Annotated in this window: 11 protein-coding genes; 6 read left to right on the top strand and 5 right to left on the bottom strand. The window is 70.9% G+C overall.

Annotation, left to right across the window (positions count from 1 at the left end):
• Positions 1–377: 377 nt before the first annotated feature.
• A complete protein-coding gene (locus tag KGS77_RS30885; RefSeq protein WP_242586399.1) occupies positions 378–1,145 on the top strand; it encodes an MgtC/SapB family protein in 768 nt (255 codons plus the stop codon).
• A gap of 66 nt (positions 1,146–1,211) precedes the next feature.
• Here KGS77_RS30885 and KGS77_RS30880 read toward each other — a convergent pair whose 3' ends face one another.
• Both KGS77_RS30880 and KGS77_RS30875 read right to left on the bottom strand, forming a co-directional pair.
• Entirely contained in the window at positions 1,212–2,711 is a 1,500-nt protein-coding gene (locus tag KGS77_RS30880; RefSeq protein ID WP_277994289.1) for a sialate:H+ symport family MFS transporter, read from the bottom strand.
• Complete coding sequence (locus KGS77_RS30875; protein ID WP_242586398.1) at positions 2,708–3,637, bottom strand: dihydrodipicolinate synthase family protein; 930 nt, start codon at positions 3,635–3,637, stop codon at positions 2,708–2,710. Before KGS77_RS30875 ends, KGS77_RS30880 begins: the two co-directional genes overlap by 4 nt.
• Positions 3,638–3,999: 362 nt before the next feature.
• Between KGS77_RS30875 and KGS77_RS30870 the strand changes: the two genes are divergently transcribed.
• The gene (locus tag KGS77_RS30870; RefSeq protein ID WP_242587792.1) at positions 4,000–5,175 is read left to right on the top strand and encodes a saccharopine dehydrogenase NADP-binding domain-containing protein; all 1,176 of its coding nucleotides are present in this window, start codon (positions 4,000–4,002) and stop codon (positions 5,173–5,175) included.
• Positions 5,176–5,214: 39 nt separating this feature from the next.
• Here the strand turns inward: KGS77_RS30870 and KGS77_RS30865 are convergent, their stop codons facing one another.
• Together KGS77_RS30865 and KGS77_RS30860 are read right to left on the bottom strand one after the other, a co-directional pair.
• Positions 5,215–6,045, bottom strand: a complete 831-nt coding sequence (locus KGS77_RS30865; protein WP_242586397.1) for an endonuclease V — start codon at positions 6,043–6,045, stop codon at positions 5,215–5,217.
• 91 nt (positions 6,046–6,136) lie between these two features.
• Entirely contained in the window at positions 6,137–6,910 is a 774-nt protein-coding gene (locus KGS77_RS30860) for a polysaccharide deacetylase family protein (protein ID WP_242586396.1), read from the bottom strand.
• 229 nt (positions 6,911–7,139) lie between these two features.
• On the opposite strand from KGS77_RS30860, the gene KGS77_RS30855 reads away from it, so the two are divergent.
• Positions 7,140–7,439, top strand: a complete 300-nt coding sequence (locus KGS77_RS30855) for a YciI family protein (protein ID WP_242586395.1) — start codon at positions 7,140–7,142, stop codon at positions 7,437–7,439.
• Between the two features lie 62 nt (positions 7,440–7,501).
• On the opposite strand, the gene KGS77_RS30850 is transcribed toward KGS77_RS30855, so the two are convergent.
• Positions 7,502–8,944, bottom strand: coding sequence for a sugar porter family MFS transporter (locus KGS77_RS30850; RefSeq protein WP_242586394.1), 1,443 nt, complete (start codon positions 8,942–8,944; stop codon positions 7,502–7,504).
• A 296-nt stretch (positions 8,945–9,240) separates the two neighbouring features.
• Between KGS77_RS30850 and KGS77_RS30845 the strand changes: the two genes are divergently transcribed.
• The 3 genes from KGS77_RS30845 to KGS77_RS30835 all read left to right on the top strand — a co-directional run bounded on the left by KGS77_RS30845 (position 9,241) and on the right by KGS77_RS30835 (position 11,972).
• The gene (locus tag KGS77_RS30845) at positions 9,241–10,146 is read left to right on the top strand and encodes a sugar isomerase (protein ID WP_242586393.1); all 906 of its coding nucleotides are present in this window, start codon (positions 9,241–9,243) and stop codon (positions 10,144–10,146) included.
• 82 nt (positions 10,147–10,228) lie between these two features.
• Positions 10,229–11,110, top strand: coding sequence for a class II fructose-bisphosphate aldolase (locus tag KGS77_RS30840; protein WP_242586392.1), 882 nt, complete (start codon positions 10,229–10,231; stop codon positions 11,108–11,110).
• A 58-nt stretch (positions 11,111–11,168) separates the two neighbouring features.
• Positions 11,169–11,972, top strand: coding sequence for a DeoR/GlpR family DNA-binding transcription regulator (locus KGS77_RS30835; RefSeq protein WP_242586391.1), 804 nt, complete (start codon positions 11,169–11,171; stop codon positions 11,970–11,972).
• Positions 11,973–12,221: the final 249 nt, after the last annotated feature.

Here is a 12,221-nt window from a genome sequence, read left to right as displayed (position 1 = left end):
CCTGTGCTCCGGCCGCTGTGACACAACTGATGTAACACTCGCGATGTTAAGAACGCGTTCCACTTTCCACAAGCCCCCCGGGGCAAGTGGCGGACGGCCCAAGACCCGTACGGACGACGGCTGCTCGCCCGTACGCCATGACCCCGAGCCCGTACGCCATGAGCCCGTCCGCCGCAGTCCCGTACGCGCCGCGCCGCGCACACCTCGCGATCACCCGGTCCCCCGCCGCCATCGCCCCTCCTCCGTTTCCCGCGCGCCGCACCGCTCGCGCGACCCATTTCCCCCTGCCGCAACGACGTTAGCGGCGACCACTGACAACGGCCCCGACGCGGGTGCCGCGCCGCCCGGGCGGGCCGGAGCGGAGGGACAATAGGCGCATGTCGCACACGTACCTCACTGCCCCCTTGTTCGACTTCCACAACGGCCAGGGGATGCGTCAGTTCGCCGAGCTGGCCATCGCGCTGCTGCTCTCCTCGCTCATCGGGCTGGAGCGGGAGGTACAGCAGAAGAGCGCCGGGTTGCGGACGCACACTCTGGTGGGTGTGGGCAGCGCGCTGTTCATGGAGGTGTCCGTACACGGCTTCGGCGCGCTCCTGGGTACGGACGGCGTCGCCCTGGACCCCTCCCGCGTCGCCGCGCAGATCGTCTCCGGCATCGGCTTCATCGGCGGCGGACTGATCTTCGTCAAGAAGGACGCGGTCCGCGGGCTGACGACGGCTGCCACGATCTGGCTGACCTGCGCCATCGGCATGGCCTGCGGGGGCGGCCTGCCCCTGCTGGCCCTCGGCGCGACGGCGGTCCACTTCCTGATCGTGCGCGGCTTCCCCAAGCTCACCGAACGGGTCCTGCCCGCACCGGCCGAGGGACGGATCGAACTGCGTCTGACCTATCGAAGCCACAGCGGTCTCCTCGGCCGAATGCTGGAGACGTGCACCCGCAGCGGCTTCCGGGTGACCGACGTCCAGGTGGAGCCCGGGTCCGGGGACGGATCCGGATACGACGACGGGGACCGGGGGCGGGTGCCGGCCGAGGTCCTGCTCGCTCTGGAAGGCCCGGGATCTGCGCATCCGCTGGTGGAGGAGCTCTCCGAACTGGACGGCGTACGCGGGGTGGTCCTGGGGCGGCAGGCGGACCGTACGGAGTAAGGCCCGGTCACCGGCCGGGGTGCGCCCGTACTGACGCGCCGTCACTTGTGCGCGTGCCCCGAGGCGTCACGTACGCACGTCGCCACAGGCGTCGCCGGTAACGGGTACGAGCTGGTCCCCCGGCGTGTCGCGGTCCAGCAGACGGGCCAGCCGCCGCGGAACGTCCCCGCCGACCAGGACGACCACGACCAGGGTCAGCACGAAGGTGAGGACGGCCAGCGCCCGGCCCAGCGGCATGCCCTCGGCGAGGCGGGCGCCGAGGACGGGCGCCACCGCCCCGCCCAGCGCCCCGACGTTGTAGACGAACCCGAGTGACGCCGCGCGGTCCGTGGTGGAGAAGTGACCGGCGATGTACTTGGGCAGGATGCCGGAGATGCCCTGACTGAGGGCGAGCAGCACGAAGATCAGCACACCGAGCCACAGCAGGCTGTGCCGGACGGCGAAGACCGGGAAGACGAAGGCCAGGGAGGCCAGCAGGGTGCAGGCGTACGCACGGCGGGTCCCCAGCCGGTCTCCCGCGAAGCCCGCGAGCCAGCAGCCCGCCATGGTGCCGAAGCCCGCGTAGAACATCACGTCCGTCACTTGAGAGGGCGTGTATCCCAGCTCCGTCTTCAGATACGTCGGCAGCAGCGCCTGGATGGGCCAGCTATAGAGGAAGGCGCAAAAGACGGTCGCCATCAAGGACACGTACAGCACCCATCGGCGCCGGCCGCCGAGCTGTACGGCGAACGCGGTCAGGCACAGGGCGGCCAGGACGGACAGCCACGGGACGGCTCCCGCGCCGACGGGCGTGAAGACGCAGAAGAGAGCGGCGAGGGCGAGGAGGGCCAGGGCCGTGTTGAGCCTGCGGCGCAGGCGTGTGGCCAGCAGTGGCCGCAAGGGGTGGGGCCGCTCGGCGGTGCCTGCCGTCTCGGCTTCCCAGTCGCCGGCTTCCGGCAGGGAGCGGCGCACCCATAGGGCGACGAAGACCGGCAGCCCCCCGATCCAGAACATCCAGCGCCAGCCCCAGTGCGGCACCACCCACTTGTACAGCTCGGCCGCCAGGACCGTGCCGCCCGCGTACCCGGATATCAGGAAGCCGGAGGCCCGGTTGCGCATACGGGGTGGCCAGCTCTCCAGCACGTACGTGGCGCCGGCGCTGTACTCCCCGGCCATCCCCGTGCCGATCACCAGGCGGGCCACGAACAGGCTGGTGTACCCCCAGGCGAATCCGCAGGCGAAGGTGCCGAGCGAGTACAGGAGGATGCTGGTGATCATGGCGGCCTTGCGGCCGTACCGGTCGCCCAGCGCGCCCAGGACGGCGCCGCCCAGCCACCGCGTGATGAACGCGCCGGACACCAGGGAGGCGGCGGTGACCGTGCTCAGACCGAAGTCGTCGGCGATCTCGGTCAGTACGAGGGTGATGAGGACGAAGTCGAAGCCGTCCAGGAGGTAGCCGATCCACGCGGCGAACATCGCCTTCCACTGCCGGGCCGTCACCTCGCGGTACCAGCGGGCCTTCCGGGGCGTCACATCACGCGGGTCACGCGGGACATCCGGGCTGCCCCTGGGGCCCCGCGTACTCATAGAAGCCCCGCCTCCTTCAGAAGCGTGCGGACGGTCCGTACGGCGGGCGTGCCGAGCGGCAGTTGCGGGGGCGCGGTGGCCGGACAGTCGATGACACCCATGAGGTGGAGGGCTGCCTTGAAGGCGCCGAGTGCGCAGGAGCTGCGGCCCATCGAGGCTGCGTCACCGGCCTCCGTAATGGCGAAGAGGGCGGCGAGGCGGTCCTGCTCGGCGGCGGCCTCGCGCCAGCGGCCGGCCCGCGCGTGCTCGTAGAGCCGTACGTAGCCGTGCGGATCGACGTTGCCCAGGCCGGGCACGATGCCGCGCGCACCGGCCAGCAGGGCGCCGTCCCCGGAGAGCTCCGAACCGGTGAGCACGGAGAACCGCGGGTGCCGGGCGCGGACGCGGACGAGCAGACGGCGCAGGGTGCCGTCGTCACCGCTGCTGTCCTTCAGGCCGGACAATACGCCGCTCGCGGCCAGGTCGAGCACCGTGGAGGCGGGCAGCTTGGTGTGCACGGCCATCGGGATGTCGTACGCGAAGAGGGGCAGGCCGGCTCCCTCCCGCAGCCGGGTGAAGTGGCCGGCGATCTCTGTGGGGTGGGTGCGCGTGTAGAAGGGCGCGGTCGCCACGATCCCGTCGGCGCCCAGTTCCCGGGCCGTGCGGGCGTGGTCCAGGACGCGGGCGGTCGTCATGTCGATGACTCCGGCCAGTACGGGCAGCCGCCCCGCCGCGGCGCCGACGGCCGTCTCGATGACGGTACGGCGCTGGGCGTCGGAGAGGTAGGCGGCCTCACCACTGGAGCCCAGGACGAACAGGCCGCGCGCCCCGGCGCCGATGAGCCGCTCGGCCAGTGCCGCCAGGGAGCGGGTGTCGACCTGCCCGTCGGCGGTGAGGGGGGTGCACAGCGGCGGGACGACGCCGGTCAGGGGTGCGGGGAGGGGCATCGAGGACCAGCTTTCTGCCGTACGGGCCGGGTCCGCCGGAACAGCCGTGACGGGATGCCTTTGCCGCAATGGCCGTGACATGAGCGGCCTCGGTCACCTCTGTGGCGCAAGGGGCACGAGTGAGTGACATAGAGGACATCACATGCACAACCCGGACATGGGACGTCCTGCGTACGCCGTGAATTTGGCCCAGCGACGAAAGAGTGTCAAGAGATCACGCCGGGCGGGACGGTGATTGACGGCCGGTCAGGAGCCATCGGCCGCATGTCGGCGGCAGCCACATCGGTGATAGACACATCCGTGACGACCGTCCTGATGACGATGCGAGAGGATGTGCGCAGCGCATGACAGTACGGCAGGACATGGCGGAACGCCCTTATGACCTCGTCCTCTTCGGCGCGACCGGCTTCGCCGGGGCACTTGCCGCCGAGTACCTGGCCGCGCACGCGCCCGAGGACTGCCGCTGGGCACTCGCCGGACGCAGCACGGCGAAACTGGAGCGCCTGCGCGAACGCCTGACGGAGATCGCTCCGGGCTGCGCCGCCCTGCCTCTGTTGCAGGCCGACATCACCGACCACGCCGCTGTCCGGGCTCTGGCCGCGGATGCCCGGGTCGTGGCCACGACCGTGGGCCCGTATCTCACCTATGGGGAGCCACTGGTGGCCGCCTGCGCCGAGGCCGGCACGGACTACGCCGACATCAGCGGCGAACCCGAATTCGTCGACCGGATGTATCTGCGGTACGACGCGACGGCCCGCCGTTCAGGAGCGCGTCTCATGCACGCCTGCGGCTTCGACGTCGTCCCGCACGACCTGGGGGTGCGGTTCACGGTGGAGCACCTGCCCCAGGGCGTACCGCTGCGCGTCGACGGATTCGTACGGTCCCACGGGGCGATCTCCGGTGGCACCCTGGCGTCGGCGCTGACCAGCGCCGCACGCCCGCTGGGGATGGTGCGGGCGGCCCGCGAGCGACGGCGTACGGAACCGCGGCCGGACGGCCGTACCGTACGGGCCTCGCTGGGCGTCCCCGTCAGAAGCGGTGCCACGGGAGTGTGGGGCGTGCCGCTGCCGACCCTGGACCCACAGATGGTCGCGCGCTCGGCGGCTGCCCTGGAACGCTACGGGCCCGACTTCCGTTATCGCCATTACGCGGGGGTCAAGCGGCTGCCGGTGGCCGTGGGGGCGGTGCTCGGGGCGGGCACGGCGTTCGCCCTCGCCCAGGTGCCGCCCGCGCGGCGCCTGCTGTCCTCCCGGCTCGCTCCCGGGCAGGGGCCGGGCCCGCAGCGGCGGGCCAGAAGCTGGTTCGCCGTGCGCTTCGTCGGCCGGGGCGGCGGCCGGCAGGTGGTCACCGAGGTGCGCGGCGGCGACCCGGGATACGACGAGACGGCCAAGATGCTCGCGGAGTCGGCGCTGTGCCTGGCCTTCGACGACCTTCCCGCGACCTCGGGGCAGGTGACGCCGGCGGTGGCCATGGGGGAGGCGCTGACGGCGCGGCTGCGGCAGGCGGGGGTGGGGTTCCGGGTGGTGGAGGAGAGCTGAGAGCGGGCCGCTGCCGCGCTGCGCTGCCCTGCCCTACCCTCAGGCGCTCTCCAGCGCCCGGCGGCACAGCGCGTCGGCGGCCCTGGTGGTCTCCGGGAGCCGGTACTTGGGCGTGAGCCGGAGCGTGTGCGCACAGGCCCGGTCCAGGCTGACACGGTGTCCTACGGAGACGAAGACGGGTTTGACGCCCCTTTGGGTGCGCAGGGCCCGCCCGACCTCCTGCTCCTGCGGACGGGGGTCCGCGCCCCGGTCCGGCAGGGGCCCGGCGCCGTCGGACGGGAGGGAGCCGTCGGACGGGAGGGAGCCGTCGGCCGGGTGAGAGCCGTCGGCCGGGAGGGAGTCGGCAACGGTACGGTCCAGGAGCGGCGAGGTGGCACCGCGTTCCTCGCCGGGAGGCTCGTACGTGAAGGTGAAGGGGTTCTTGGCGACCCCGATCGTCGGCAGGCCGGTGAGCACACCGAGGTGGCTGGCCAGTCCGAAGCGGCGGGGGTGGGCCTGTCCGTAGCCGTCGCAGACCACCAGATCCGGTGTGCGGGTCAGCCGGTCCAGGGCGGCGAGCACGGTGGGGATCTCCCGGAAGGCGAGCAGACCGGGGACGTACGGGAAGGAGATCCTTCCCACGGCGGTGGCCTGGTCGAGGACCGCGAGCGTACGGGCGTCCAGGGCGACGGCCGCGGCGGCCACCACGTCACGCGCGTCGTCATAGGCGACGTCCACTCCGACGACCGTGCCGTCGAAGCCCGGTTCCGGGCCGGCCTCGTCCAGTCGTACATGCGGGCGCAGCCGGTCCTGGACCGCGCGGGCCCCGGACTCGTCGGTGGGCCAGTGGCTCAGCTCGTCGTCGCGGGAGATCGTTCCGGAGTCATCCATGGTGGGGTCACGTTATCGAACACGTGTCACGGTCATGAACCGGCCTCTCGGCACGGCGCGAAGCCGGCGAGAGGCCGGGGAGGCCGACCCGTCAGGGCCGGTACACCATGCCTGGCTGGAGCTTGGCCGGCGCCATCAACTGGGACACGGTCACGATGGTGTAGCCGCGCTTCTTCAGCTCCTTGAGGATTCCCGGTACGGCGGGCACCGTCCCCTTGTAGATGTCGTGCAGCAGGATGATGCCGTCCCGCTCGGTCTGCTCCAGCACCCGCTTCTGGATGAGCGCGGAGTCGTTGGTCTCGTAGTCCTTGGCGGTGACGCTCCACAGGACCTGCGAGAGGCCCAGGTCGCGGCTCACGTCCGACACGGTCCTGTCCGTCTTGCCCTGCGGCGGGCGCATCAGCGTGGGCTTCTTGCCGGTGATCTTGGCGATGGCGTCCTGGGTGCGGACCAGTTCCTTGCGGATCTGATCCGGCTCCAGGTCGGTCAGGATCTCGTGCGACCAGGTGTGATTGGCCAGTTCGTGGCCCTCGGCCGCGATGCGGCGGACATCGGCCGGACGCTTGACGACGTGGTTCTCGCCGAGCATGAAGAAGGTCGCGTGCGCCTTCTCCTTCTTCAGTATGTCCAGCAGCCGGGGGGTGTTCTCACTGGGACCGGCGTCGAAGGTCAGCGCGACACATTTGGCCTTGGCACAGTCGACGGGACCGGTGCCGCCCTTGGCATCGGCGGACGCCTCTTCTCTGGCGTCGTGCGGCGACGTCACGTCGAACGAGGCGCAGCCGCCGGCGGACAGCGTCAGGAAGACGGCGGCCACCAGTGCGGCCAGCACCCTCTTCCGCCTGGTTCCCGTTGGTTTCAGCATGAGCATCTTTCTCTTGGATGGGAGCGCGCTGTTGTCCGGCAGGTCTGCATGCGCGCGCTGTTCTCCCAAGTCGAACGACCCGGCTCCCCCGCGTCATCCACCGCCTTCGGAGAACGACCGACAACTCCACCAACTATACACACATCGTATAGATGGGATGTATAGAGGGCGGCGTGTCACCACAGGGGGCACTCCGGACACGGCCGTAACGCGGCATAACATGGCACGCATGTTCGTACTAGAATTGGCCTACACCGCCCCCCTTGAGCGCATCGACGCGCTGCTGCCGCGCCATGCGGTCTGGCTGAAAGAGCACTACGCCGCGGGTGACTTCCTGGCCGCGGGCCGTAAGGTGCCGCGTGACGGCGGCGTCATCATCGCCTCGGTCCGCGACCGCGCGACGGCGGAGAAGATCGTGGCCGAGGACCCCTTCGTGATCGAGGGGGTGTGCGAGTACCGGATCACCGAGTTCGTGGCGACCACCACGGCACCGGCGCTCGACGGCTACCGGGAGGAACTGCCCGCATAACGTCCGGCCGGCCGCGCCGGGAGCCCCGCGCCCCCACGGGGCCTCCCACCGGCGCGTACGGCTCAGACGTCCGCCGCCGCCTCCGCCCCCGAGGGCGTGGTGGCGGGCCACCGGCCGCCGTTGCGCCAGTAGCCCTGTATTTCTTCGAGCTGGCGCCCCTTGGTCTCCGGGGCGGTGAGCGCGGCGAAGACGAGCGCGCCCAGCGCCAGCACCCCGAGCCCGCCGAAGGTCCATGCCGCGCCGGCCCGGGCCATCAAAGAGGGGAAGAACTGGGCGACCAGGAGATTGGCGACGAGGTCCGCGGTGAGCATCACCGACGCGCCGGTGGAGCGCAGCCGGGCGGGGAAGGCCTCGCTCGCGTAGACCCAGATCAAGGAGCCGAAGCCGAAGTTGAAGGCCGCGGTGAACAGCAGGACCGCGCCGAACCCGATCCAGGTCGTGGCGCCGCGCAGCTCACCGGAGGCGAAGACGGCGGTCAGGACGGCGAGCATCGCGACCATGGTGGCGATGCCCGACAGGAGCACCACGCGGCGGCCGAGCCGGTCGATGATGAGGATGGCCGCGACCGTGGCCGCCAATGAGGCCAGTTGGACGAAGGACGGCAGCAGGAAGTTCTGCCCGTCTCCGGTGAAGCCCATCTCCTCGAAGATCTGCGGACTGTAGTACGTCACGGCGTTGATGCCGGTGATCTGGCAGAAGAACCCGAGGCCGACGACGAAGAGCGCGGCGCGGCCGTACGGCTTGCCCAGCAGTGAGCGCACCGTCCCGCCGCTCTCCCGCGCGAGCGCCGCGCGTACCGCTTCGGTCTCCGCCCGCGGGTCCGCGTCGGGGTCCGTCATCGCCATGACCTCGACGGCTTTGTCGGTACGGCCCTTGAGGACGTACCAGCGCGGGGTGTCGGGCAGCCGGAAGAGCGGGATCAGTACGAGAGCGGCGGGGATCGCGGACAGTCCCAGCATCCAGCGCCAGTGTCCGCCGTCGGACAGGCCCCAGTTGACGAAGTACGTCAGGGCGATGCCCGCGACCGTGGCGACCTGGTACGCGGCCACGCAGGCCCCGCGGGTGCGTGCCGGGGTCGACTCGGCGATGTAGAGCGGGGCCGCGACGATCGAGATGCCGATGGCGACGCCGAGCAGGAAGCGGACCGCGTCGAGCACGACGACGTTGGGCGCGCACGCCGAGAGGGCGACGAAGACCGTGTACGAGCCGGCGACGATCAGCATCGCGGCCTTGCGGCCGAGGGCGTCGGCCAGCTTTCCGCCGATCAGCGCGCCCAGAATCGAGCCGCCCACCAGGATGCTGTTGACCAGCCCTTTTTCCGCTTCGGTGAGCTGGAAGTCCTTGCTCAGGAACACCAGGGCGCCGGAGATGCTGCCGGTGTCGTAGCCGTAGATGACGCCCACGACCGCGCCGGTGAGGGCGAAGAGCCGGCCCGTACGGTGCGGGGCCGCGCGGGGACGGGGAGGGAGCGGGGGATGCTGCGAGGAGAGCGTTGCAGTGGACATGACGAGTCCTTCGTGCGGCGGTGCGGCCTTGCTGCATGACTGATCATGCGAGTATTCGGCGCTTTTCAATCAGGTGTCAACAGTCGTCTTCCCCTCTCGTGGATCCGTTTCCTTGCACAACAGGCCACAGATACCTGAGAAAAGGCGCAAGGTGTCGCGACTTCCCAGCTCTCGCCTGCCCCGGATTCACTCTTCCGAGCGATGGATCGGCGGCGGCTTGTTGCGTAGTGTTGCTCGCAGACGGGACAGACATTGCACAAACAATCAGAAGGACTATCAGCGCGGGAGGGCCGGCCATGAGCGGGATGTCGTACATGGAGCAGGAGCTGAGCAGTCAGCCGGAGACCTGGCTGGAGGCGGCACGGATCGGCGCCGGGAGGAGCCCGCTGCCCGAGCCGGGGCAGCGCGTCGCCGTCGTCGGCTGCGGCACCTCCTGGTTCATGGCGCAGTCCTACGCCGCGCTGCGCGAGGCCGCCGGGCAGGGGGTGACGGACGCGTTCGCCGCGTCCGAGGCGTTCCTCGGCGGCGACCGGGGGTACGACGTCGTCCTGGCGATCACGCGCTCGGGCACCACGACCGAGGTGCTGCGCCTGCTGAGCGACGTCAAGGGGCGCATACCGACCGTGACGGTCCTCGGTGATCCGGACACACCGGCCACGGAGCTCTCCGACGACACGGTCACGCTGCCCTTCGCCGACGAGAGGTCCGTGGTGCAGACCAGATTCGCGACCACGGCGCTCACGCTGCTGCGCGCCCACCTCGGCGAGGACGTGACCGGAGCGGTGCGTGACGCACGTCAGGCGCTGTCCGTCCCCGTCGAGCCGCAGTGGGTGGACGCCGAGCAGTTCTCCTTCCTCGGTACGGGCTGGACCGTGGGCCTGGCCAGCGAGGCGGCCCTGAAAATGCGGGAGGCGTCGCAGAGTTGGACGGAGTCCTACCCTGCGATGGAGTACCGCCACGGCCCGATCTCCATAGCCGCGCCCGGCCGTGTCACCTGGCTGTTCGGGCAGGCTCCGGAGGGTCTGGAGGCCGATGTGGCCCGTACGGGCGCGCAGTTCGTGCACCACGACCGGGACCCGCTGGCCGATCTGGTCCTGGTGCAGCGTGTCGCCCTGGAGCGCGCACGCGCCCGTGGCCTGGACCCGGACAACCCCCGCAGCCTGACCCGCTCGGTCCTGCTCGATACACCGGCCGCCCGATAACGGGCCCCGCGCCCGCGCACTCCCCCGTCCCCCCGTCCTCCCCCACCGACCGTCACGCCGTACGCAAGGGAGTCAGGTCCCCATGCCCCTCGTTCCCACCTCGTCGATCGTCGACGCCGCCCGCGAGGCGCGGGCCGGTGCCGTGGCGTTCAACGTCATCCACCTGGAAACCGCCGAGGCGCTGGTCACCGCCGCCGAGCGCAGCGGCGTCCCACTCATCGTGCAGATCAGCGAGAACTGCGTCCGCTACCACGGCAGCCTGCTGCCCCTCACCCGTGCCACCCTGGCACTCGCCGAGGCATCCACCGCCCGGGTGGCCGTTCACCTGGACCACATCACCGACGCGAATCTGGTGCACGAAGGCGTCGGGGCCGGGGTGAGCTCGGTCATGGTGGACGCGTCCGCGCTTGCGTACGAAGAAAATGTCGCGGCCACGGCGGAGCTGGCCTCCTGGTGCCATGAGCGCGGGGTGTATGTCGAGGCGGAACTCGGCGAGGTGGGCGGCAAGGACGGCGTCCACGCGCCGGGCGCCCGGACCGACCCGGACCAGGCGCTGGCATTCGTACGGGCCACGGGCGTGGACGCCCTCGCCGTGGCCGTGGGCTCCTCGCACGCGATGCGGGAGCGCACGACCGTACTGGACAAGAAGCTGATCACGGCTCTGCACGAGAAACTGCCGGTGCCTCTGGTGCTGCACGGTTCCTCCGGAGTCCCCGACGAGGAGCTGTGCCGGGCCATCGCCGCCGGTATGACGAAGATCAACATCTCGACGCACCTGGTCTCCGTCTTCACCCGCTCCATACGGGACGCCCTGGGGGCGGACCCCGAGCTCATCGACTCCCGGAAGTACGTCAAACCCGCCCGGGAAGCGGTGGCCCAGGAGGCGGCGCGGTTGCTGGGCGTGCTCGGGGCACCGGCGACCGTGCCGGGCCAGTACGCCCCGCAGGCACCCGCTCGCGGGTGAGCCACCCCTGGTTTCGGGGGCGTCACCGGCACCGCTGGAAACGAATTAGGCTCGCGCCATGAAGCGCCACGAACGGTTGAATGCCCTGCTTGAGCTGCTCGGTGAACGCGGCCGGGTGGATGTCGAGGAGGCAGCGACCCAGCTTGAGGTATCGGCCGCCACGATGCGGCGCGACATGGACGCCCTGGCCGGGCAGCAGTTGCTCAAGCGGACCCGCGGCGGCGCGGTGCTCAGTTCGGTGGCGTACGACCTGCCCATCCGGTACAAGCACTCCCACCGTGCGGTGGAGAAGGAGGAGGTGGCCCAGGAGGCGGCGAAGCTGGTGGGGCGCGGGGACGTGGTCGGGCTGAGCGGGGGCACGACCACCACGGAGATCGCGCGGGTGCTGGCCACCCGCCCGGACTTCGCCGAGGAGGGCCCGCAGCCGCATCTGACGATCGTCACCAACTCCCTCAACATCGCCAATGAGCTCGCGGTCCGTCCGCAGATCAAGATCGTGCTGACCGGTGGGGTGGCGCACTCCCGGTCGTTCGAGCTGGTCGGCCCGTTCAGCGAGCTGGTGCTCCAGCAGATCTCCGTCGACATCGCCTTCATCGGAGCCAACGGCATCGAACCGGTGATGGGCGCCACGGTCCACGACGAGGCGGAGGCCCGCGTCAACCGCCTCATGGCCGAGCGGTCCCGGCGCGCGGTCGTCGTCGCGGACTCCTCGAAGATCGGCCGGCGCTGCTTCGCAAGAGTGGGGGGCGCGGATGTCTTCGACACCTTCATCACCGACAACCGGGCAGAGGAGGCGATCCGCCAGGAATTCGCCGACCACGGACTGCGGGTGATAGCCGCCCGTTCGCTTCCCCACGCCTGACGCTCCTCGCCGGGACCGGCCGTGCCGGGAAGCGGCCGTGTCGGGAAGCGGCCGTGTCGGGAAGCGGCCGTGTCGGGAACCGGCGGTGCCGGAACGGGACCGTCCGCCGTGCCGGAAGCCGGGCAGCGCCGGGAATCCGGGCCGTGACGCGGGGGCACCGGCGGGGGCGCAGGCGGGCCGGGCGGGTCGCGGGAAACCGGCGGGCCGGCCCGCGGGGGCGCGGCTGAGGTGTCGGCGGGAGCGCGCCGG

Origin of the sequence: Streptomyces sp. MST-110588 (assembly GCF_022695595.1) — a bacterium.
Classification (GTDB): Bacteria; Actinomycetota; Actinomycetes; order Streptomycetales; family Streptomycetaceae; genus Streptomyces.
The sequence above is the reverse complement of the archived record's forward strand: the minus strand, read 5'-3'. Positions and strand labels throughout refer to the sequence as shown.